The following is an 18,772-nucleotide window of genomic DNA, read 5'->3' as shown; positions in this document are numbered from 1 at the left end:
CTGGTGCCGGGTCCGCGGCCGCCGCACGCTGGATCCATGCGAATCTCCGACAACACCATTTTCATCCCCGGCGCGACGAGCGGAATCGGCCTGGCGCTCGCGCTTCGGTTCCAAGCGGCCGGGAACACCGTCATCGTGGGCGGGCGCCGCACCGAACTCCTCGAGCGGATCCGCGCCGAGCACCCCGGCATCGACGCGGTCGCGATCGACACGGCGGATCCCGCGAGCATCCGCGCCGCGGCCGACGAGGTGCTCCGGCGCCACCCGGACCTCGGCGTGATCGTGACGATGGCGGGCATCATGCGCCCCGAGGCGTGGGCCGATCCCGAAGGCTTTCTCGAGACCGCCGAGCGCACCGTCGAGACGAACCTGCTCGGCACGATCCGCCTCATCGCGGCGTTCCTTCCGCACCTGCGCGCCCGCGGCGAGGGCACGATCATGACCGTCTCTTCGGGCCTCGCGTTCGCGCCGCTGGCGGCGACGCCGACGTACAACGCGACGAAGGCGGCGGTCCACATGCTGAGCGAGTCGATCCGCCTGCAGCTCGCGGGCACGGGCGTCGAGGTCGTCGAGCTCGCGCCGCCGGCCGTGCAGACCGACCTCATGCCGGGGCACGCCGAGAACCCCACGGCGATGCCGCTCGAGGCGTTCTGCGACGAGGTCATGGCGCTCATCGCGGCGGATCCGCACGCCACCGAGATCCTCGTGGAGCGCGTGAAGTTCCTGCGCTACGGCGAGGCACGCGGCGACTATGCGGACGTGGTCCGGGCCCTGAACGGGGCGTAACGCGCCGCGGGGCGAGAGCGGCCCGCCGCGCGATCCGCCTCCTCCGGTCGTGACAGACTTCTGACATGGACACGGAGCGCGACGCCGAGCGCCTCCCCACGATGAAGGACGTCGCCGAGCGCGCGGGGGTCTCGCGGCAGCTCGTGTCCCTCGTCATGCGGGACGCGGCCGGGCCGAGCGACGAGTCGCGCGAGCGGATCCTCGCCGCCGCGCGCGAGCTCGGGTACCGCCCGCACCAGGCGGCGCGGCTCCTGCGCCAGAGCCGCACGCGGACCATCGGCATTCTGTTCCTCCTGCGCCACCCGTTCCAGACCCGCGTCGTCGAGCGGCTCGTCGCGCGCGCGGCCGAGCGGGGGTACGCGGTCGCGCTCGCGCCGCTGGCCGAGGACGGCGCGACCGACGCGGGTATCGAGCAGCTCATGCGCGAGCGCGTCGAGGCGATCGTCGCGTTCAACCCGGCCCCCTCCTCCGCGGGCCTCGCCGAGGCGATCGCGCAGCTGCCCGTGGCCTGGCTCGGCGAGTGGGCGCCGGGCCGCGGGGTCGACAATGTCCACGTCGACGAGGAGGCGGGGCTCGCCGAGGTCGTGGCGCATCTCGCGGCCCTCGGGCATACGCGGATCGCCTACGCCGGCGGCCGCGGCGGCGTCGTGGCCGCGGACCGCGCCGACGCGTATCGCCGCGCGATGGCGGGCGCCGGGCTCGCCGATCACGCCGAGGTCATCGCGGCGGACTTCGGCGAGGAGGGCGGCGCCGCCGCCGCCCGGACGATCCTCGCGCGCGCCGATCGCCCGACGGCGCTCGTGTGCGCGGGCGACCTCGTCGCCGCCGGCGCGCTCGCCGTGTTCGCGCGCGCGGGCCTTCAGGTGCCGAGGGACATCTCCGTCGTGGGGTTCGACGACAGCGACGTCGCGGCGCTGTCGTATCACCGGCTGACCTCGGTGCACCAGGACGTGGACGCGACGGTCGAGGCGGCCCTCGACTGCGTCGTGGACCGCCTCGCGGATCCGGGCCGGCCGCCGCTTACGATCGCGACGCCGGCCCGGCTCGTGGTGCGCGAGACGACGGGCGCGCCTCGCGGATCCCGCGCTACTTGACGCCGCGGATCGGAATGATCACGAGCGCCCCGACGAGGGCGATCGCCCCCGCGCCCCACAGGAGCGCCGGATAGTTGTCGCCGCCGCCGAGGCCGAGGAGGAAGAGCCCGAGCGCGGGCGCGAGCGACTGCGGCAGCGAGTTGGCGATGTTGATGACGCCGAGATCCTTGCCGGGCTTGTCCGGGTCGGGCAGCACATCGACCACGAGCGCCGTGTCGACGGCGGTGTAGACGCCGTACGCGAAGCCGAGGATCACCTCGGCGATGTAGAACTCGCCGACGGATCCGGCGACCGCCAGTATCGCGAGACCCACGCCGAACAGGAGCGTGGATCCGCCGACGAAGAGCTTGCGGCGACGCAGGCGGTCGGACAGCCAGCCAGAAACGGCTGTCGCGACGAACAGCGCGATCGTGTAGAACAGCACGCCGTTGGCGACGGCCGGGACGGCGTCGGCGGCGCTGAGGCCGAGGTGGTCCTGCATGTAGAGCAGGCGGTAGGTGGTGAACAGGAACGACGCGAGGATGATGAGGAACCGCGACCACCAGGCGAGCCCGAAGTCGCGGTGGCGGACCGGGTTCGTCCAGAAGGTCTGGAGGATCCGCGCGAGGGAGAACGGCCGCGGCGGGGTGTCCGGGAGGCGGTCGGGCGTGACGAACACGTAGATCGACACGAGGATCACGCCGAGGACGCCGGGGGCGAGGAACAGCACGGGCAAGTTGTCGACGAGCAGGACGGCGCCGTAGGTGCCGGCGAGGATCGAGACGTTCTGCGCGAGCGCGAAGATGCTCGACGCGCGGCCGCGCTGCGCCTCGGGGATGTTGTCGGCAAAGCTCGCGATGAGCGCCGCGGACGCCGCGTTGGACGCCAGCTGACACACCAGCCAGGCGAGCGTGAGGGACACCATGTCCGTGCTCATCGCGACGCCCGCGAGACCGGCGAGGAGCGCGAGGATCCCGCCGAGCAGCCAGGGCTTGCGGCGCCCCCATCGCGTGCGGGTCGCGTCGCTGAGGGCCCCGAAGACGGGGTTGCCGATGAGCGCGCCGAGCGCGCCGATCGGGAGGACGGTGCCGATCACCGAGGCGGGATCGTCAGGGCGCAGCTCCTGCGCCTTGAGCTGCATGCTCACGATCACGGGCGAGAGCACGGCGACGAAGATGCCGAACTGGGCCAGACCCAGCGCGGCGAGGTAGCCGTTGCCCACACGGTGGGTGGGGGTGAGCGCGGTGTACGGGTGTGCGGGTAGTTCAGTCGCCATTGACTTTCTTCCTGGGTTGGGCCGCCCGGGGTCCCCCGGAGCCGATTTGGCTCGTGCTAAACTGGCGGTACGCACACATTAGCTCGTGCCAATGCAGTTCACAACGACGTCGACCCACGGGAGAGCACATGTTGCCCCACCACCTGCCCGAGCCCGAGTTGTTCCGCCCCGAAACAGGCGAGCCGGCCCTGCGCTGGGGCGTCGTCGGCCCCGGGGGGATCGCCGGCGCGTTCGTGTCGGCCCTGCACGCGCACACGGCGCAGCGCGCCGTGGCCGTGTCCTCGCGCTCCGCCGAGCGGGCTGGCTCCTTCGCCGACCAACACGGCATCGCCCACCGTCTCACCTCGCTCGACGAGCTCGTCGCGCACCCCGAGGTCGACGTCGTCTACGTCGCGACCCCGCAGAGCGAGCACCTCGCGGTCGGCCTCGCGGCCATCGCCGCCGGCAAGCACGTCCTCATCGAGAAGCCGCTCGCGATGAACGCCGCCGAGGCGCGCCAGCTGCAGGCCGCCGCCGCCTCCGCGGGCGTGCTCCTCATGGAGGCCATGTGGACCCGTTACCTGCCGCAGACCTCGATCATTCGGCAGCTCCTCGCCGACGGTGCCCTCGGCGAGATCCGCACCGTCCTCGCGGACCACGGGCAGGCGATCCCCGCGGATCCGTCTCACCGCCTGTACCGCCCCGAACTCGGCGGTGGCGCGCTCCTCGACCTCGGGATCTACCCCGTCCAGTTCGCCTCCATGGTCCTCGGCGCCCCGCGCTCCGTGACGGCCGTGGGCGGCATGACCGACACGGGCGTCGACGCCTACGCCTCGATGGTCCTCGCGGGCGAGGGCGTCGCGCAGGCCACGCTGACGACGAGCATGCTCGCGCGCACCCCGAACACCGCGACGATCTCCGGATCCGAGGCCGTCCTCACGCTGGGGCAGTTCTTCTACACGCCCACGACGCTCCGCCTCGAGGAGCCGAAGCCGTTCGGCGACGCGCTCGAGTGGACGGACCCGACGGGCCTGGCGCTCTTCGACGGCCTGTCGTGGGAGGCGACGGCGCTCGCGCGGTTCGTCGGCGAGGGGCGCACCGAGTCGCCGCTGCACACGCTCGACGAGACCGTCTCGATCCTCGAGGCGATCGACGCCGTGCGCGCGCAGATCTCCGGCGGCGCCGCGTGAGCGCGCTGATCGAGCGGCTCGAGGCCGAGGAGCGCGAGCTCGTGCTCCCCGCCTTCACGCACGCCGACGCGTGGGCCCTCGGGTCGCGGATCGCCGAGACGGCGCTCGCCGCGGGCCACCGGGTCGTGATCGACATCCGCCGGCCGGGCCTCGTGCTCTTCCGGGCCGCCTTCGAGGGCGTGACGCCCGACCAGGAGGTGTGGATCGAGCGCAAAGCGGCGGTCGCGCGCCGCATGGAGTCTTCGAGCGCGCTCGTGGCCGCGCGCTTCGCCGAGTGGGGCGTGGACGCGCGGGCGATCGGATGGCTGGGCGACGACTACGCGGTCACGGGCGGGTCCGTCCCCGTGCGCGTCCGCGGCGTGGGCGTCGTCGCGGTCGCCACAGCGTCGGGCCTGAGCTCGGAGGAGGACCACGACCTCGTCGTCGCGGGCCTGCGCGCCCACCTCGCGGACGGACATCTCGCGTGAGCGTCGACGCGCCCCCGGCCCGGACGCTGCGGGAGGGGCAGACCGCCCGGATCCGGATCTGGGACCGCGAGACCGAGGCGGTGCGCACCGTCCACGCGTCCGCCGAGACCCTCTTCGAGGCGCCGAACTGGGCGCCGGACGGCCGCCTCGTCGTCAACGGCGAGGGCGCGCTGTGGACGCTCCCGTCCGACGGATCCGCGGCCCCCGAGCGCGTTGGGGCCGTCGGGCTCCCGGACGTCAACAACGACCACGTGCTGTCGCCCGACGGGCTGACGGTCTACGCCTCCGCGAACGACTGGCACATCTGGGCCGTGCCGCTCGCGGGCGGCGAGGCCCGGCGCGTCACGCGCGACGACGGCGGCCTGCACTTCCTCCACGGCGTGAGCCCCGACGGGTCCCTCCTCGCGTACGTGCGCCTCGACCCGGTCGGCGAGAACTGGTGGGCCTCGGCCACAATCCACACGATCGCGACCGACGGATCCGGCGACGTCGCCCTCACAACCCACCCGGGCCCCGCGGACGGCTGCGAATGGACCCCCGACGGCGAGTGGATCCTGTTCAACACCGAGCAGTTCTCGCCCGGGACGGCGCAGCTGGCGCGCGTGCGCCCCGACGGATCCGACCTGGAGCGCCTCGCCGCCGACGAGCGCGTGAACTGGTTCCCGCACGTCGCGCCCACGGGCGACACGGCCGTGTACCTCAGCTACCCGCCGGGCACGCAGGGTCACCCCGGCGACCTGCCCGTCGAGCTGCGGCTGGTCTCGACGGCCGCCTGGGGCGAGCCGCGCACGATCGTGGAGCTGTTCGGCGGCCAGGGCACGATCAACGTGCCGAGCTGGGCGCCGGACGGATCCGCCTTCGCGTTCGTCGACTACCCCCTGCGGTAGCGCGCTGGGCCACACGCCCCCTCCGTCCCGCGGCGGAGGGGGCGTTCGGCGTGCGCCCGACTTGACGCGCGGGATACCCCTGGGGGTATAGTGGGCGCACGCTTCAAATACCCCTAGGGGTATTACCTCGACGAAAGAGGATCCCCATGTGCCGACCGGCGACCTGCCGTACCTGCGGAAAGACGACCTGGGCGGGCTGCGGCCAGCACGTCGCGCAGGTCAAGCGCACCGTCCCCTCCCGCGAGTGGTGCGGCGGCTCCCACACGCAGGCCGAGATTGACGCCGCCCGGGCGGAGCGGGGAGGCTTCTTCTCGCGCCTGTTCGGGCGCTAACCACGAAAGGACGACGGATCATGGCCACCACGAACCTGACGACCGCGGACTTCTCCGAGACGGTCGGCGAGGGCACGGTCTTCGTCGACTTCTGGGCCGAATGGTGCGGTCCGTGCCGCTCGTTCGCGCCCGTGTACGAGCAGGCGTCCGAGAAAAACCCCGACATCGTCTTCGGCAAGGTCGACACCGAGGCCGAGCAGCAGCTGGCGGGCCAGTTCGGGATCACGTCGATCCCGACCCTCATGGTCTTCCGCGACGGCATTCTCGTCTACGCCCAGCCGGGGGCCCTCCCCGCGCCGCAGCTGGACCAGCTGATCCAGGGCGCGCGCGACCTCGACATGGACGACGTGCGCCGGCAGATCGCCGAGCGCGACGCCGCGCAGACCTCCTGAAACCTTCGAAAGGACCCTCTATGTGCGCACGAATTTCCTGCTCCTCCTGCGGTAAGGCCACCTGGACCGGCTGCGGCCAGCACGTCGAGGAGGCCCTCGCGGGCGTCCCCGCCGCCGAGCGCTGCACCTGCGCCTGACGCACCCCACGAAGCGCCCTCGACCCCGTCGGGTCGGGGGTGCTCGCCTGTGCCCGCCGGGCCCGTGGCGCGGCGAGGTCGCGGTGCCGCGCGCCGCCGTCTGCCAGGATGGCGCCATGCGATGGATCCTCGCGGCGCTGGCGCTCGGCGCGGCGGCGACCCTCAGTGGCTGCCAGGGTGCGAACGCGGGATCCGCCGCGGAAGACGCGTTTGCCGCGCACATGGCGGGCACGCCCGGCGTCACCGCCGCGGGCGGCTTCCTCAGCAACGACCTGCCGTTTCGCGGATCGGGCGACCTCGAGATCACGCTCGATGGTGCCGCGGATCCCGCGGTCCTCGAGGACGCGGTGGCGCACACGCTTGCGTTCGACGTGCCCTCGGGCGTGACGATCCGGCGGCTCGAGGTGCAGCTCGCGGATCCCGGATCCGCCGAGGTCCTCATCGATCACGCCTGGGGCGCGCCCGCCGGCGACCTCGTCTCGCGGGCGATCGCGCTCGCGGGCGTTGCGGGCCTCGACGGCTACGCGGAGACGATCGACAGCCCGACGGCGAGCGACCCGGAGGAGCGCACGATCCGCGTGTGGCTGGGGCGCGACGACGCGTGCGCGGCGCTAGCCGGCGCGGCCGTGGCGGCGGGCGTCGCGCCCGCCGCCATCGAGGTCGCCTCGCCCGCGGGCCTTGCCTGCGGGTAGCGGCGCGCGCCCTATGCGCCGGCGATCTCGGCGCGGCGCGGCGGGTTCGCGCCGGCGCGCGACACGGTGATCGCGGCGCACGAGAGCGCGAGGCCGAGGGCCACCTCGAGCGCCGGATCGTCCACCCGCGCGGACGATCCCGTCACCCCCGCCTCGACGAGGCCGGCGATCAGCCCGGACATGAACGCGTCGCCCGCGCCGATTGTGTCGGCGACCGCGGCGGGGAGCGCGGGGAGGTCCACGAGGTCCGTCGTGTCCCGCCGCGCCGCGACCACCCCGTCGGCGCCGCGCGTGACGACGGCGAGGGCGGCGCCCCCGTCCGCGATGCGGCGGGCGACGTCCGCCGGATCCTCGCCCGGCCAGAGCCAGGCCGCGTCCTCGTCGCTGAGCTTCACGACGTGGGCCGCGGTCAGGAAGGCCTGCACCTGCCGCAGCGTGCGCCGGGTGTGCGGCACGAGCGTCGGGCGGATGTTCGGGTCGAAGGTGCGCAGGGTCGCGGGCGGCGCCTCCGTAAACAGCGCGCGCACCGCCTCGGCGCCGGGGGAAAGGACGGCCGCGAGGGATCCGGTGTGCAGGGCTCCCGCCGCGGCTGCGGGAAGCGTGCCGACGCGGCCGTCGATGTCGAAGGCGTAGGTGGCGGATCCGTCCTCGGCGAGCGTCGCCTCGGCCGTCGAGGTGCGCGCGCCCGGATCCACGCTGCCCTCGGCGAGCGCGACGCCGCTGTCGTCGAGGTGTGCGCGCACGAGCGCGCCCCGCGGATCCGTCCCGAGGTGCGTCGCAAGCGTCGTCGAGAGACCCAGGCGGGCGAGGCCCACGGCGACGTTGAGGGGCGATCCGCCCGGCGTCTCGCGCCCGTCGGCGATGTCGACCAGCGCCTCCCCGACCACGAGGCAGTGCGTGTCGGCCACGATGAGCTCCGTCCTGCGCGCCCTCGCCGTCGAGGCCCCGCGGTACGAGCGTAGTGCGGGCGGCGGCGTGGCGCGACGGATCGACATTGGTCAGCGCTCACTGTACAGTTCATCGGGTGCTGACCATTGCTTCCCGCCTCGACGCGATGAACCGCCTCGGCCGCGCGATGGCCGACCCGACGCGCTCGCGGATCCTCCTGACACTCATCGACGGGCCGGGGTACCCCGCGGAGCTGTCACGCGAGCTGGGCCTGACGCGCCCGAACGTGTCCAACCACCTGGCGTGTCTGCGCGCGTGCGGCATCGTCGTCGCCGAGCCCGAGGGGCGGCAGACCCGCTACGAGATCGCGGATCCGCACCTCACCGCGGCGCTCGGCGCACTCGTCGACGTGACGCTGGCGGTGGACGAGAGCGCCCCGTGCATCGATCCGCGCTGCGCGGTGCCCGGCTGCTGCGACGCGGGGGAGACCGCGTGACCGCGCCGGCGCTCGCCGTCGCGCGGCGCGATGTGCTGCGCCGGCGGATCCGGATTGTCGTGGCGATCACGATCGCCTGGAACGTGATCGAGGCGATCGTCGCGCTGGCCGCTGGTGCCGCCGCCTCGTCGGCCGCGCTCGTGGGGTTCGGCCTGGACTCCGTCGTCGAGGTGCTCTCCGCCGCCGCGGTCGCGTGGCAGTTCGCCGCGCCCGACCCCGAGAGGCGCGAGAAGGTCGCGCTCCGGGTCATCGCAGTGTCGTTCTTCGGCCTCGCGGCCTACGTGACCGTGGACGCGGTGGCGTCGTTGGCGGGGCTGCGCGCGGCCGAGCACTCCCCGGTCGGCATTGCGATCGCCGCCGCGAGCCTTGTGGTCATGCCGTTCCTCAGCTGGTTCGAGCGCCGGACCGGCCGGGAGCTGGGGTCGGCCTCCGCGGTCGCGGACTCGAAGCAGACGCTGATCTGCACCTACCTTTCGGCGGCGCTCCTCGTGGGTCTGCTGCTGAACGCGCTGCTCGGCTGGGCGTGGGCCGACGCGGTGGCGGCGCTCGTGATCGCGGTGTTCGCTGTGCGCGAGGGCGTCGAGGCGTGGCGGGGCGATGCGTGCTGCGCCACCCCGGTCGGCGCGCTGACGGGGGAGGCGGAGCCGTCCGCGTGCGAGGACGGCTGCTGCGCGGGCGGGCGCTGACCGCTTCTTCGGCATGCGGGGCGGGCGGCAGCGACGAACCCCCCGCGATTCCTGTACTTTCCAGGAATATGCGGGGGGTTCGAATGGCGGTGACGGTGGGATTTGAACCCACGGTAGGGGGTTACCCTACACAACATTTCGAGTGTTGCACCTTCGGCCGCTCGGACACGTCACCGAGATCAAGCTTACGGATAGGTGACGCGGCCGGCAAATCCGACGGCTGGGGATCCGCTGGCAGCCTCAGTCGCGCCGGGCGCGGAGGAACGCCGCGATCTCGTCGGTGCGCGCGCGGTCGATCGGGAGCGCGGATCCGTCGACGCGCGAGATCGGAACCGCGCCGCGCACGCTCGACGCGAGCCAGCCTGCGTCCGCCGACGCCAGGTCCGCGCGGGTGAGCCGGGCGTAGGCGGTCTCGAGCCCCGCACCCTCCGCCCACCGGAACATCGCCCGCTGCGTCGTGCCGTGCAGGGTGCCGACGCGCGGATCCGGGGTGACGAGGGCGGATCCGCGCCGCACGACGAGCGAGGAGGTGGGCGCCTCGAGGAGGACGCCGTCGCTCGTCGCCCACAGCATGTCGCCCGCGCCGCGGCGGTGCGCCTCGCGGATCGCCGCCATGTTCTGCGCGTAGGACAGGGTCTTCGCGCCGATGAGCGCCCACGGCTCGCGCGCCGCGTAGTCGCTCGCGAACCCCCGGTCGGCCGTGACGACAGCGATCCCGTCGGTGCGGAGCGGCGCGGTGTCGGCCGCGTCGGCGAGCACCGCCCACGCGGACGGCGCCGCGCGATCCATCCCGCCTCGCGTCACCACGAGCTTCAGCCACGCATCGCCCGTGGCGCGGGCCGCGATCCTGCGGCAGGTCTCGGCGAGGGCGGGGAGATCCGGATCCGGCAGCTCCAGCATGGCGAGGCTCTCGCGCAGGCGCTCGAGGTGATCCCGGACGGCCTGGGGCGCGCCGCCCACGATGCCGAAGGTCTCAAAGGCGCCGTCCCCGCGTTCGGCCGCCGCATCCATGACGGAGATCGTCGGCGCGTCGACCGGCTGCGCGACGAGGTCCGGGGCGGCGGACCCGGCGGCGGGATACGGGAAGCGGAACGTGACGGCGGCCATGGGGCTCCTTCGTGAGGGGTGACGCCATCTTGGCTTACGCGCCTGAGGCCCCCGCCGAAGCGGGGGCCTCAGGCGCGTCGCGGTGGGCTCAGATGTCCTCGCCCTCGGCCGGCGCGCCGTTGCGCTCGAACCAGACGGGGCGGCCGTCGAACAGGTCGGCGTCGGTGTCGTAGATGGTCTCGTTCACAATCTCTCCTTCGTTGGATGAGTGCGGATCCGTGCGGCTCGGCGGACCCGGGCCTCGGCGGTGGCCGGGGCGGGGTCCTCCGTGACCCGCACGACGATCATGTCGCGGCGCGGGGGAGCGGCGGGAGGCGGATCCGCGAGAAAGATTCGCCGAACTTACGAAAAAACGGGCCTTCGGACGCCGATGGGCTCGACACCCGGAGGCCCGGCGAAGAGGATTTGCGATTCGGCGGCGTCAGCGCCCCTCGCGCGGGGCGATCTCGTCGACGAGGGCCTCGACGCGCGCGCGGATCTCGTCCCTGATGGGGCGCACGGCGTCGATGCCCTGGCCGGCGGGGTCGTCGAGCTCCCAGTCCTCGTAGCGCTTGCCCGGGAAGATCGGGCAGGCGTCGCCGCAGCCCATCGTGATCACGACGTCCGACTCGCGCACCGCGTCGGTTGTGAGCACCTTCGGCGTGCGGCCCGCGATGTCGATCCCGACCTCGGCCATCGCCTCGACCGCGACGGGGTTGATCGCGTCCTTGGGCGCGCTGCCGGCGGAGAGGACCTCGACGCGATCGCCCGCGAGGTGCTGGAGCCATCCGGCCGCCATCTGCGATCGGCCCGCGTTGTGGACGCAGACGAAGAGGACGGTGGGGGTGTCGGTCATGTATTGAAGAGTATCAATATCGACTACCGTCAATGTATGGTGTCACCGCTTCCCCTGATCACGCCCGCCGGCGCGGCCTGCTGCTCCTCGCTCGTGCGGGATCCGCTCTCCGCCGAGGATGCCGCGCACCTGGCCCGGCGGCTCAAGGCGCTCGCCGACCCGACGCGCCTGCGGCTGATCTCGATCGTCGCGGCGTCGGCGGGGCAGGAGGCGTGCGTGTGCGACCTGACGGATCCCGTCGGCCTGAGCCAGCCCACCGTGTCCCATCACCTCAAGGTCCTTGCGGAGGCCGGGTTCCTCGCCCGCTCGCAGCGCGGGACCTGGGCGTATTACGCGCTCGTGCCGGGCGCGCTCGAGAGCGTCCGCGAGGTGCTGGCGCCGTGACGGTCGCGACGCCGGACACGCCCGCGGTGCAGCCGGACGCGCTCTCGCTGCCGCGCGAGGCGACGGCCGAGTTCGTCGGATCCGCCCTGCTGGCGGCGATCGTGATCGGATCCGGGATCATGGCGTCGCGCCTGTCGTCCGATCCCGGGCTGCAGCTGCTCGAGAACGCCCTCGCCACGGCGCTCGGCCTCGGCGTGCTCATCGCGATGTTCGCGCCGGCCTCGGGCGCGCACTTCAACCCGGTCGTCACGCTCGCCGACGCGGCGCTCGGCTCGCGGAGCTGGCGGCAGGTGGCGGCCTACGTGCCCGCCCAGATCGCGGGATGCGTCGTCGGTGCCGTGCTGGCGAACGCGATGTTCGGGCTGCCCGCCGTGTCGTGGGCGTCGACGGATCGCGTGTCGCCCGGGAACCTCCTCAGCGAGGGCGTCGCGACGGCGGGGCTCGTCGCGGTGATCTTCCTGCTCGTGCGCACGGGCCGCGGCGCGCTCGCGGCGCCCGCCGTCGGGGCCTACATCGGCGCGGCGTACTGGTTCACGGCGTCGACGAGCTTCGCGAACCCCGCGATCACGATCGGCCGCATGTTCAGCGACACCTTCGCGGGGATCGCGCCCGGATCCGTGCTGCCCTTCCTCGCGGCGCAGGTGAACGGCGCAGCCCTGGGCCTCGGCCTGGCCGTGTGGCTCGCGCCGCGCCGCCCCTGACCGCGCTCCCGTGACACGACGAAGGGCCGCCCCGGCGGGACGGCCCTTCTCCTCGCGCGGTCAGTACCGCAGGTCGAACCGGTCGTTCTCCATGACCTTGACCCACGCGGCGACGAAGTCGCGCACGAACTTCTCGCCCGCGTCGTCCGAGGCGTACACCTCGGCCAGCGCGCGCAGCTCGCTGTTCGAGCCGAACACGAGGTCCGCGCGGCTCGCCGTGCGGCCTGTGTTGCTCGTGAACGTCTGCTCGTCGGCCGCGGGCGTCCAGCTCACGCCGAGCTCGAGCAGGTTGACGAAGAAGTCGTTCGTGAGGGCGCCCGGGCGGTCGGTGAGGACGCCGAGGTCGGATCCGTCCCAGTTGTTGCCGAGGACGCGGAGGCCGCCGACGAGCGCCGTCATCTGCGGCGCGCTGACGCCCAGGTGGTTCGCGCGGTCGATGAGCAGATACTCGCTCGGGAGCTTCACGAAGCCGCTGTCGTAGTTGCGGAACCCGTCCGCGACCGGCTCCAGCCAGGCGAACTGCGTCAGGTCGGTCTGCTCCTGCGTCGCGTCGACGCGGCCCGGGGTGAAGGACACCTCGACCTCGACGCCGGCGGCCTGGGCCGCCTGCTCGACGCCCACGCCGCCTGCGAGCACCACGACGTCGGCGAAGCTCAGGCCCGACGCGTCGGCGATCTCCTCGAGCTTCGCGAGCACGGGGCGCAGCTCGTCGGGGCGATTGACCTTCCAGCTCACCTGCGGCTCGAGGCGGATACGCCCGCCGTTCGCGCCGCCGCGCTTGTCGGAGCTGCGGAACGTCGCGGCGGCCTTCCACGCCGTCGAGACGAGCTGCGAGACCGAGAGCCCGGAGCTCGCGATGAGCTCCTTCGCCGTGGCGATGGCCGCGGCGTCGGTCGCCGCGGTCGCCGCGGGCAGCGGATCCTGCCAGGCGAAGTCCTCGGCCGGGACCTCGGGTCCGAGATAGCGCACCTTCGGTCCCATGTCGCGGTGGGTCAGCTTGAACCAGGCGCGCGCGAAGGCGTCGGTGAACGCCTTCTGGTCGTCGCGGAAGCGGCGCGAGATCGCGTCGAACTCCGGGTCCATGCGCAGCGCGAGGTCGGTCGTGAACATGCGCGGCTCGCGCTTGTCGTCCGAGTGGGCCATCGGCACCATGTCCGCCCCGCCGCCGTCCTTCGGACGCCACTGCTGCGCGCCGGCGGGGGAGGAGAACAGCTCCCACTCGTAGGCGTAGAGGATGTGGAAGAACTCGTTGTCCCAGCGGGTGGGGTGGTACGTCCAGGTGACCTCGAGGCCCGAGGTCACGGCGTCGGCGCCCACGCCGGTGCCGTAGCCGTTCTTCCAGCCGAAGCCCTGCGCCTCGAGCGGCGCGGCCTCCGGGTCCGGTCCCAGCTTGTCGTCGGGGTGCGCGCCGTGCGCCTTGCCGAAGGTGTGGCCGCCCGCGATCAGCGCGACGGTCTCCTCGCTGTCCATGCCCATGCGGCGGAAGGTCTCGCGGATGTCGACGGCGGCCTTCAGCGGATCCGGCTCGCCGTTCGGGCCCTCCGGGTTGACGTAGATGAGGCCCATCTGGACGGCGGCGAGCGGCGCCTCGAGGTCGCGCTGACCCGTGTAGCGCTCGTCGTCGAGCCAGACCTTCTCGGGGCCCCAGTAGATGTCGTCGTCGGCCTCCCACACGTCGGCGCGTCCGCCGCCGAAGCCGAGCGTCGGGAAGCCCATCGTCTCGAGCGCGACGTTGCCGGCGAGGATCATGAGGTCGGCCCACGAGATCTTCTGGCCGTACTTCTTCTTCACGGGCCACAGCAGGCGGCGCGCCTTGTCGAGGCTGACGTTGTCGGGCCACGAGTTCAGCGGCGCGAACCGCTGCTGGCCGGCGCCCGCGCCACCGCGGCCGTCGTGCGAGCGGTACGTGCCCGCGGAGTGCCACGCCATGCGGATCATGAACGGGCCGTAGTGACCGAAGTCGGCCGGCCAGAAGGCGTGCGAGGTCGTCATGACCTCGGCGAGGTCGGCCTTCACGGCGGCGAGGTCGACGCTCTGGAACGCCGCGGTGTAGTCGAACTCCTCGCCCAGCGGATTCGCGACGGCGGGGTTCTTCGCGAGGATCTTGAGGTTGAGCTTGTTCGGCCACCACTCGCTGTTGGCGCTACCCATCGTGGGGTGGATCCGGGGGCTCTCCTGCGGCTCGTCCTCGCTGAAGTGTCCCGCGACGGTCGTCGGCTCGTGGGCCTCGGGGTCGCCGGATCCGTATCCGAAGGGACAGGTGCCGTTGCTGTCGGTCATGCTCGCCTTTCGACGCAAAAATCGGGGCGGGGTTCACCCAAAGAATTGAATGACTCAAATGTAGCGCACGTGGCGGGCGAGCGCGAAGCCGCGGATGCGGCGTGTGTCGCACCCTGCCACCGACCCCCGACATCGCGCTTTCGTAGGGTGGGGGCATGGACGATCTGGCCGCGCTGCTTGACGACGCGCGCGCCCGGCTCGACGGGGTCCCGCGCGTGCGCCTGGGGCGGGGCCGCGAGGCGCGGCGGCTGGCGCGGGTCTTCGGCGGGCGCCCCGTCGTCGAGCCCGTCGCGTCCGCCTGGCATCTCGGGGTCCTGCTCGTCGGCGACGAGAAGCTCTGGGCCACGGGCGACATCGTGCGGGCGGCGGAGGAGGTGCGCCGCGGCTACACGGCCGAATCGCAGCGCGTGCGGGCGTCGATCCGGGCGATGGCGTTTCGGGGCGGGTTCGCCGAGGGCGAGGTGTGCCACATCGACTGGCGCGAGCTCGATGTCGCCGCCATCGCGCGGGGCGGATCCGCGGATCCGCTGTCCTGGGACGCGGGCCGGCTCCTCGTCGCCTGGTCGCCCGCGGGGTTCCGCACCCCGCTCGCGGCGTACCTGGACGAGCGGATCCGCCTCGCCGCCGGCTCCTGAGCACATTGCCTCGCCGCGCCCGGGAGGGCGCGCCCGCGCGGGGCATTTCTGACATGTCGGCGGTTCATGCGTACCCTTTTGGCACGGTCCGCGTTCGCGGCGCCGGCGAACGCACCACCCGGGGGAGAGATGACGACAGCGCCCGCAATTCCCGAACGCGAGCAGTGGACGGGGCAGGTGGGGTTCATCCTGTCTGCCATCGGGTCCGCCGTCGGCCTCGGCAACATCTGGCGCTTCCCCGGCGTCGCGTACGAGTCGGGTGGGGGCGCGTTCCTCATTCCGTATCTCGTCGCCCTCGTCACCGCGGGGATCCCGATCCTCTTCCTCGACTACGCGATCGGCCACCGGTTCCGCGGATCCGCTCCTCTCGCCCTCCGGCGCCTCGCGGGCAAGCTCGGCGAGGGGCTCGGGTGGTTCCAGGTCGCGATCACCGCCGTGATCGGCCTGTATTACACGGCCGTGCTCGCCTGGGCGGCGAGCTACTTCGTGTTCTCGTGGGACCTCAGGTGGGGCGAGGACCCGACGGCGTTCTTCGTGGGCGACTACCTGGGCGTCGCCGCCGAGCCGTTCACGCTCGACGTCGTGCCGAGCGTCATGATCCCGCTCGTCGTGATGTGGATCGTGACGCTGTGGATCCTCGGCGCGGGCGTCGTGCGCGGCATCCAGCGCGCGAACGTCGTCATCATTCCGCTCCTCGTGGTGGCCTTCCTCGTCCTCGTGATCCGCGCGCTGTTCCTCCCGGGCGCGATCGACGGGCTGAATGAGTTCTTCACGCCGGACTTCGCGGCGCTCGCGGATCCGAGCGTGTGGATCGCGGCGTACAGCCAGATCTTCTTCTCGCTGTCGGTGGCTTTCGGCATCATGATCACCTACGCGTCGTACCGCAAGCGGCGCTCGAACCTCACCGGCGCGGGGCTCGTGGTCGCCTTCGGCAACTCCTCGTTCGAGCTGCTCGCGGGCATCGCCGTGTTCTCGACGCTCGGCTTCTTCGCGTTCCAGCAGGGCGTCGAGATCGGCGACCTGGAAGGCCTGACCGGCGTGGGCCTCGCCTTCATGACCTTCCCCGCGATCGTTTCCGAGATCCCGGGCGGCGAATGGGTCGGGTCGCTCTTCTTCGGGGCGCTGACGCTCGCGGGGCTGACCTCGCTCATCTCGGTGCTCGAGGTCGTCATCGCGGCGATGCGCGACAAGTTCGACCTGACGCGCGCGCAGGCGGTCTACGGCATCGGCGGCGTCATCGCGGCGCTGTCGCTCGTGCTGTTCGGGACGACGTCGGGGCTGACCGCGCTCGACACGATCGACAACTGGGCCAACAACATCGGCATCGTCTCCTCGGCGATCGCCATGACGATCATCGTGGTGTGGGTCCGGCGCCGCGGGGGCGAGCTGGCCCGACACCTGAGCGCCGTCTCGACGTTCCGCGTCGGCCCGACCTGGCTCGCGTTCACGGGCATCCTCGCGCCCGCCGTGCTCGCCTACATGCTCGTGACGAAGATCATCGACCTCGTCCTGAACGGCTACGGGGGCTACCCGGGCTGGTATCTCGGCGTCGCCGGGTGGGGCGCCGTCGGCATCATGGTGGTCGCGGCCTTCGTGCTCCCGCAGCTGCGCTGGCGCCGGGATCCGGATCACTTCGAGGCGTGGCCGAGCGCCGCGCAGCTCGCGCGGAAGGGAGGCGCCCGATGAGCGCCATCGCGATCGTTTTCTTCGTGATCGCCGCCGTGCTCGTGTGGGGCGGGCTCGTCGCGGCCGTGCTCGCCCTCGCGGCGCGGCCGGAGGTCGCGTCGTACCCCGAGGGCGGCGAGCAGGACGGGCCGGGCGCGGCCTAGCGCGACGAGCGCGCGGTCCGTCCGCGCGTGATTGCGACGAACGCCTGCACGTCCTCGTCGTCGCGCGCGCGGAGCCACGCGAGCACCACGGCGGATCCGTCCACGCCCTCGAGCGGGCGGAACGTCGCGTCGCGGCGGTGGTGCAGGCGCGCGAGCGACATCGGCATCACGGCGATCCCGACGCCGGAGGCTGCGGTCGCGACGGCGTCCTCCGTGGTCGGCAGGGGGGCGAACGCGGCCGGGGCCGTCGGGAGCCCCGCGGGCTCGAACGCCTCGTCGAGCGAGCGAATAAGCACCTCGCCGGCGAGGTCGGACGCGACGAGCGTGTCGGCCGCGGCGAGGGACGAGTCGGCGGACATCACGACGACCGGCACCTCGTCGTAGAGCCGCACGACGTGCAGGTCGTCCGCCGCGAGGGCGCCCCGGCAGATGCACGCGTCGACGCGCCGGTCGCGGAGTGCCGCCTCCTGATCGGCGAGCGCCACGGGCTCCAGCACGAGGCGCTGCTGCGGGCGCTGCTCGCGCCACCGCTCGATCCATTTGCCCGGGGTCGCGCCCGGAATCGCCCCGAGGCGGAAGGGCGCGGGCGCGGGCGCGGGGCGCGGCGCCGTATCGCGGGCGGGCGCCACGCGCTGCTGCCGCCTGCCGGGGGGATTCCTGCGCGCCATGCCCCCAGCCTACGGTCGTGACGAGGCGTCGCGTGCGCGCGGCGTCGGGGGTCCCCGTTACGCTCGCGGGAGGAGAGGAATTCGATGCCGCACTTCGATCTGCCGCTCGCCGCTCTGCGCGAGCACCGTTCCACCGTTCAGGCCCCCGACGACTTCGAGGAATTCTGGGCGAGCACCCTCGAGGGCGCCCGCGCCGCCGGGGGCGAGACCTACGCGCGGCCGGTGGACAACGGACTCGCGCTCGTCGAGACGCGCGACGTCACGTTCGCGGGGTTCGCGGGCGACCCGATCTCCGCCTGGCTCCACGTCCCGGCCGGGCGCGAGCCGTCGGCCGTCGTCGTGGAGTTCCTCGGATACTCGGGCGGGCGCGGGTACGCGCACCAGCAGTCGGAGTGGGTGCTCGCCGGGTACGCGCACCTGCTGGTCGACACGCGCGGTCAGGGATCCTCGCACGGCAAGCCGGGCGCGACCGCGGATCCGCACGGATCCGATCCCGCCGCCCCCGGGCACCTCACCCGTGGCATCTCCTCGCCGGAGACGCACTATTACCGCCGCGTGTTTACCGACGCGGCGCGCGCGGTCGACGTCGCGCACGAGCTCCTGCCCGGCCGCCCGGTCGTCGTCGCGGGCATCAGCCAGGGCGGCGGGATCGCGATCGCCGCGGCCGCGCTGGGGGAGGGCGTCGCGGCGGCGCTCGTGGACGTGCCGTTCCTGTGCGACTTCCCGCGGGCCACGTCGATCACCGACCGCGCGCCCTACGCCGAAATCGTCTCCTATCTCGCCGCGCATCGCGACCGCGTCGACGACGCCTTCCGCACGCTGAGCTACATCGACGGGGTGAATCTGGCGCGCCGGGCCGACGTGCCCGCGCTGTTCTCGGTGGGCCTCATGGACGCGACCTGCCCGCCCTCGACGGTGTTCGGCGCGTACGCGGCGTGGGCCGGCTCCGACAAGGACATCGCGGTGTACCCCTACAACGATCATGAGGGCGGCGGCCCCCTCCACCGCCGGGTGCAGCTCGACTGGCTGCGCGATCGCCTGTCCGCATGACG

22 protein-coding genes and 1 tRNA gene are annotated in these 18,772 nt (G+C 72.9%); 16 read left to right on the top strand and 7 right to left on the bottom strand.

Going from position 1 to position 18,772, the window contains the following annotated elements:
* The first annotated feature begins 36 nt into the window (after nt 1-36).
* Together G8E01_RS00360 and G8E01_RS00355 are read left to right on the top strand one after the other, a co-directional pair.
* Nucleotides 37-786: an SDR family oxidoreductase gene (locus G8E01_RS00360; protein WP_166314285.1), complete on the top strand. Its 750-nt coding sequence runs from the start codon at nt 37-39 to the stop codon at nt 784-786.
* A 65-nt stretch (nt 787-851) separates the two neighbouring features.
* Nucleotides 852-1,880 (top strand): LacI family DNA-binding transcriptional regulator, encoded by a 1,029-nt coding sequence (locus G8E01_RS00355; RefSeq protein WP_166314282.1) that lies wholly within the window; start codon nt 852-854, stop codon nt 1,878-1,880.
* Here G8E01_RS00355 and G8E01_RS00350 read toward each other — a convergent pair.
* Nucleotides 1,873-3,135: an MFS transporter gene (locus tag G8E01_RS00350; protein ID WP_166314279.1), complete on the bottom strand. Its 1,263-nt coding sequence runs from the start codon at nt 3,133-3,135 to the stop codon at nt 1,873-1,875. The two genes, G8E01_RS00355 and G8E01_RS00350, sit on opposite strands and share 8 nt — an antisense overlap.
* A gap of 128 nt (nt 3,136-3,263) precedes the next feature.
* On the opposite strand from G8E01_RS00350, the gene G8E01_RS00345 reads away from it, so the two are divergent.
* The 6 genes from G8E01_RS00345 (at nt 3,264) to G8E01_RS00320 (ending at nt 7,211) form a co-directional block, all read left to right on the top strand.
* Nucleotides 3,264-4,304 (top strand): Gfo/Idh/MocA family protein, encoded by a 1,041-nt coding sequence (locus G8E01_RS00345; protein WP_166314276.1) that lies wholly within the window; start codon nt 3,264-3,266, stop codon nt 4,302-4,304.
* Entirely contained in the window at nt 4,301-4,771 is a 471-nt protein-coding gene (locus tag G8E01_RS00340; protein ID WP_166314273.1) for a heme-binding protein, read from the top strand. Before G8E01_RS00345 ends, G8E01_RS00340 begins: the two co-directional genes overlap by 4 nt.
* Nucleotides 4,768-5,658, top strand: a complete 891-nt coding sequence (locus G8E01_RS00335; RefSeq protein WP_166314270.1) for a TolB-like translocation protein — start codon at nt 4,768-4,770, stop codon at nt 5,656-5,658. The genes G8E01_RS00340 and G8E01_RS00335 overlap by 4 nt, the downstream gene beginning before the upstream one ends.
* Before the next feature lie 146 nt (nt 5,659-5,804).
* Nucleotides 5,805-5,990 (top strand): hypothetical protein, encoded by a 186-nt coding sequence (locus G8E01_RS00330; RefSeq protein WP_166314265.1) that lies wholly within the window; start codon nt 5,805-5,807, stop codon nt 5,988-5,990.
* A 20-nt stretch (nt 5,991-6,010) separates the two neighbouring features.
* Complete coding sequence (trxA, locus tag G8E01_RS00325; RefSeq protein ID WP_166314261.1) at nt 6,011-6,382, top strand: thioredoxin; 372 nt, start codon at nt 6,011-6,013, stop codon at nt 6,380-6,382.
* 253 nt (nt 6,383-6,635) lie between these two features.
* Nucleotides 6,636-7,211, top strand: a complete 576-nt coding sequence (locus G8E01_RS00320; protein WP_166314258.1) for a hypothetical protein — start codon at nt 6,636-6,638, stop codon at nt 7,209-7,211.
* Nucleotides 7,212-7,222: 11 nt separating this feature from the next.
* Here G8E01_RS00320 and G8E01_RS00315 read toward each other — a convergent pair whose 3' ends face one another.
* Nucleotides 7,223-8,119, bottom strand: coding sequence for a PfkB family carbohydrate kinase (locus tag G8E01_RS00315; protein ID WP_166314255.1), 897 nt, complete (start codon nt 8,117-8,119; stop codon nt 7,223-7,225).
* Between the two features lie 116 nt (nt 8,120-8,235).
* On the opposite strand from G8E01_RS00315, the gene cmtR reads away from it, so the two are divergent.
* On the top strand, nt 8,236-8,595 hold the full coding sequence (gene cmtR, locus G8E01_RS00310; protein ID WP_338100707.1) for a Cd(II)/Pb(II)-sensing metalloregulatory transcriptional regulator CmtR: 360 nt from the start codon (nt 8,236-8,238) through the stop codon (nt 8,593-8,595).
* Nucleotides 8,592-9,281, top strand: a complete 690-nt coding sequence (locus tag G8E01_RS00305) for a cation efflux transmembrane domain-containing protein (protein WP_166314252.1) — start codon at nt 8,592-8,594, stop codon at nt 9,279-9,281. Before cmtR ends, G8E01_RS00305 begins: the two co-directional genes overlap by 4 nt.
* 84 nt (nt 9,282-9,365) lie before the next feature.
* On the opposite strand, the gene G8E01_RS00300 is transcribed toward G8E01_RS00305, so the two are convergent.
* The 3 genes from G8E01_RS00300 to G8E01_RS00290 all read right to left on the bottom strand — a co-directional run bounded on the left by G8E01_RS00300 (nt 9,366) and on the right by G8E01_RS00290 (nt 11,223).
* Nucleotides 9,366-9,456 (bottom strand) — tRNA-Ser (locus tag G8E01_RS00300).
* Nucleotides 9,457-9,521: 65 nt separating this feature from the next.
* Nucleotides 9,522-10,388 carry an aminotransferase class IV gene (locus tag G8E01_RS00295; RefSeq protein ID WP_166314249.1) on the bottom strand — a complete coding sequence of 289 codons (867 nt, stop codon included), beginning with the start codon at nt 10,386-10,388 and terminating at the stop codon, nt 9,522-9,524.
* A 421-nt stretch (nt 10,389-10,809) separates the two neighbouring features.
* On the bottom strand, nt 10,810-11,223 hold the full coding sequence (locus G8E01_RS00290) for an arsenate reductase ArsC (RefSeq protein ID WP_166314246.1): 414 nt from the start codon (nt 11,221-11,223) through the stop codon (nt 10,810-10,812).
* 36 nt (nt 11,224-11,259) lie between these two features.
* Between G8E01_RS00290 and G8E01_RS00285 the strand changes: the two genes are divergently transcribed.
* Nucleotides 11,260-11,607 (top strand): ArsR/SmtB family transcription factor, encoded by a 348-nt coding sequence (locus G8E01_RS00285; protein WP_166314243.1) that lies wholly within the window; start codon nt 11,260-11,262, stop codon nt 11,605-11,607.
* Nucleotides 11,604-12,308 (top strand): aquaporin, encoded by a 705-nt coding sequence (locus G8E01_RS00280; RefSeq protein WP_338100706.1) that lies wholly within the window; start codon nt 11,604-11,606, stop codon nt 12,306-12,308. The genes G8E01_RS00285 and G8E01_RS00280 overlap by 4 nt, the downstream gene beginning before the upstream one ends.
* 60 nt (nt 12,309-12,368) lie before the next feature.
* Here G8E01_RS00280 and katG read toward each other — a convergent pair whose 3' ends face one another.
* Nucleotides 12,369-14,588, bottom strand: coding sequence for a catalase/peroxidase HPI (gene katG, locus G8E01_RS00275; RefSeq protein ID WP_166314240.1), 2,220 nt, complete (start codon nt 14,586-14,588; stop codon nt 12,369-12,371).
* A 155-nt stretch (nt 14,589-14,743) separates the two neighbouring features.
* Between katG and G8E01_RS00270 the strand changes: the two genes are divergently transcribed.
* From G8E01_RS00270 to G8E01_RS00260, 3 genes are all read left to right on the top strand, one after another.
* A complete protein-coding gene (locus tag G8E01_RS00270; protein WP_166314237.1) occupies nt 14,744-15,223 on the top strand; it encodes a glutaminase in 480 nt (159 codons plus the stop codon).
* Between the two features lie 129 nt (nt 15,224-15,352).
* Nucleotides 15,353-16,909, top strand: coding sequence for a sodium-dependent transporter (locus tag G8E01_RS00265; RefSeq protein ID WP_166314234.1), 1,557 nt, complete (start codon nt 15,353-15,355; stop codon nt 16,907-16,909).
* The gene (locus G8E01_RS00260) at nt 16,906-17,052 is read left to right on the top strand and encodes a methionine/alanine import family NSS transporter small subunit (RefSeq protein WP_166314231.1); all 147 of its coding nucleotides are present in this window, start codon (nt 16,906-16,908) and stop codon (nt 17,050-17,052) included. Before G8E01_RS00265 ends, G8E01_RS00260 begins: the two co-directional genes overlap by 4 nt.
* Here the strand turns inward: G8E01_RS00260 and G8E01_RS00255 are convergent.
* On the bottom strand, nt 17,049-17,720 hold the full coding sequence (locus G8E01_RS00255; protein WP_166314228.1) for a LysR family substrate-binding domain-containing protein: 672 nt from the start codon (nt 17,718-17,720) through the stop codon (nt 17,049-17,051). The genes G8E01_RS00260 and G8E01_RS00255 overlap by 4 nt on opposite strands.
* Before the next feature lie 84 nt (nt 17,721-17,804).
* Here G8E01_RS00255 and G8E01_RS00250 point away from each other — a divergent pair, with 84 nt between their 5' ends.
* Nucleotides 17,805-18,770, top strand: a complete 966-nt coding sequence (locus G8E01_RS00250) for an acetylxylan esterase (RefSeq protein WP_166314225.1) — start codon at nt 17,805-17,807, stop codon at nt 18,768-18,770.
* Nucleotides 18,771-18,772: the final 2 nt, after the last annotated feature.

This window comes from Microbacterium excoecariae (assembly GCF_011326725.1).
GTDB lineage: Bacteria > Actinomycetota > Actinomycetes > Actinomycetales > Microbacteriaceae > Microbacterium > Microbacterium excoecariae.
This window is presented reverse-complemented; position numbering and strand designations above follow the sequence as displayed.

Coding starts and splice junctions, on each gene's coding strand:
- G8E01_RS00360 (WP_166314285.1), top strand. CDS start 37: ATGCGAATCTCCGACAACACCATTTTCATCCCCGGCGCGACGAGCGGA.
- G8E01_RS00355 (WP_166314282.1), top strand. CDS start 852: ATGGACACGGAGCGCGACGCCGAGCGCCTCCCCACGATGAAGGACGTC.
- G8E01_RS00350 (WP_166314279.1), bottom strand. CDS start 3,135: ATGGCGACTGAACTACCCGCACACCCGTACACCGCGCTCACCCCCACC.
- G8E01_RS00345 (WP_166314276.1), top strand. CDS start 3,264: ATGTTGCCCCACCACCTGCCCGAGCCCGAGTTGTTCCGCCCCGAAACA.
- G8E01_RS00330 (WP_166314265.1), top strand. CDS start 5,805: ATGTGCCGACCGGCGACCTGCCGTACCTGCGGAAAGACGACCTGGGCG.
- trxA (WP_166314261.1), top strand. CDS start 6,011: ATGGCCACCACGAACCTGACGACCGCGGACTTCTCCGAGACGGTCGGC.
- G8E01_RS00320 (WP_166314258.1), top strand. CDS start 6,636: ATGCGATGGATCCTCGCGGCGCTGGCGCTCGGCGCGGCGGCGACCCTC.
- G8E01_RS00295 (WP_166314249.1), bottom strand. CDS start 10,388: ATGGCCGCCGTCACGTTCCGCTTCCCGTATCCCGCCGCCGGGTCCGCC.
- G8E01_RS00290 (WP_166314246.1), bottom strand. CDS start 11,223: ATGACCGACACCCCCACCGTCCTCTTCGTCTGCGTCCACAACGCGGGC.
- G8E01_RS00285 (WP_166314243.1), top strand. CDS start 11,260: ATGGTGTCACCGCTTCCCCTGATCACGCCCGCCGGCGCGGCCTGCTGC.
- katG (WP_166314240.1), bottom strand. CDS start 14,588: ATGACCGACAGCAACGGCACCTGTCCCTTCGGATACGGATCCGGCGAC.
- G8E01_RS00270 (WP_166314237.1), top strand. CDS start 14,744: ATGGACGATCTGGCCGCGCTGCTTGACGACGCGCGCGCCCGGCTCGAC.
- G8E01_RS00265 (WP_166314234.1), top strand. CDS start 15,353: ATGACGACAGCGCCCGCAATTCCCGAACGCGAGCAGTGGACGGGGCAG.
- G8E01_RS00260 (WP_166314231.1), top strand. CDS start 16,906: ATGAGCGCCATCGCGATCGTTTTCTTCGTGATCGCCGCCGTGCTCGTG.
- G8E01_RS00255 (WP_166314228.1), bottom strand. CDS start 17,720: ATGGCGCGCAGGAATCCCCCCGGCAGGCGGCAGCAGCGCGTGGCGCCC.
- G8E01_RS00250 (WP_166314225.1), top strand. CDS start 17,805: ATGCCGCACTTCGATCTGCCGCTCGCCGCTCTGCGCGAGCACCGTTCC.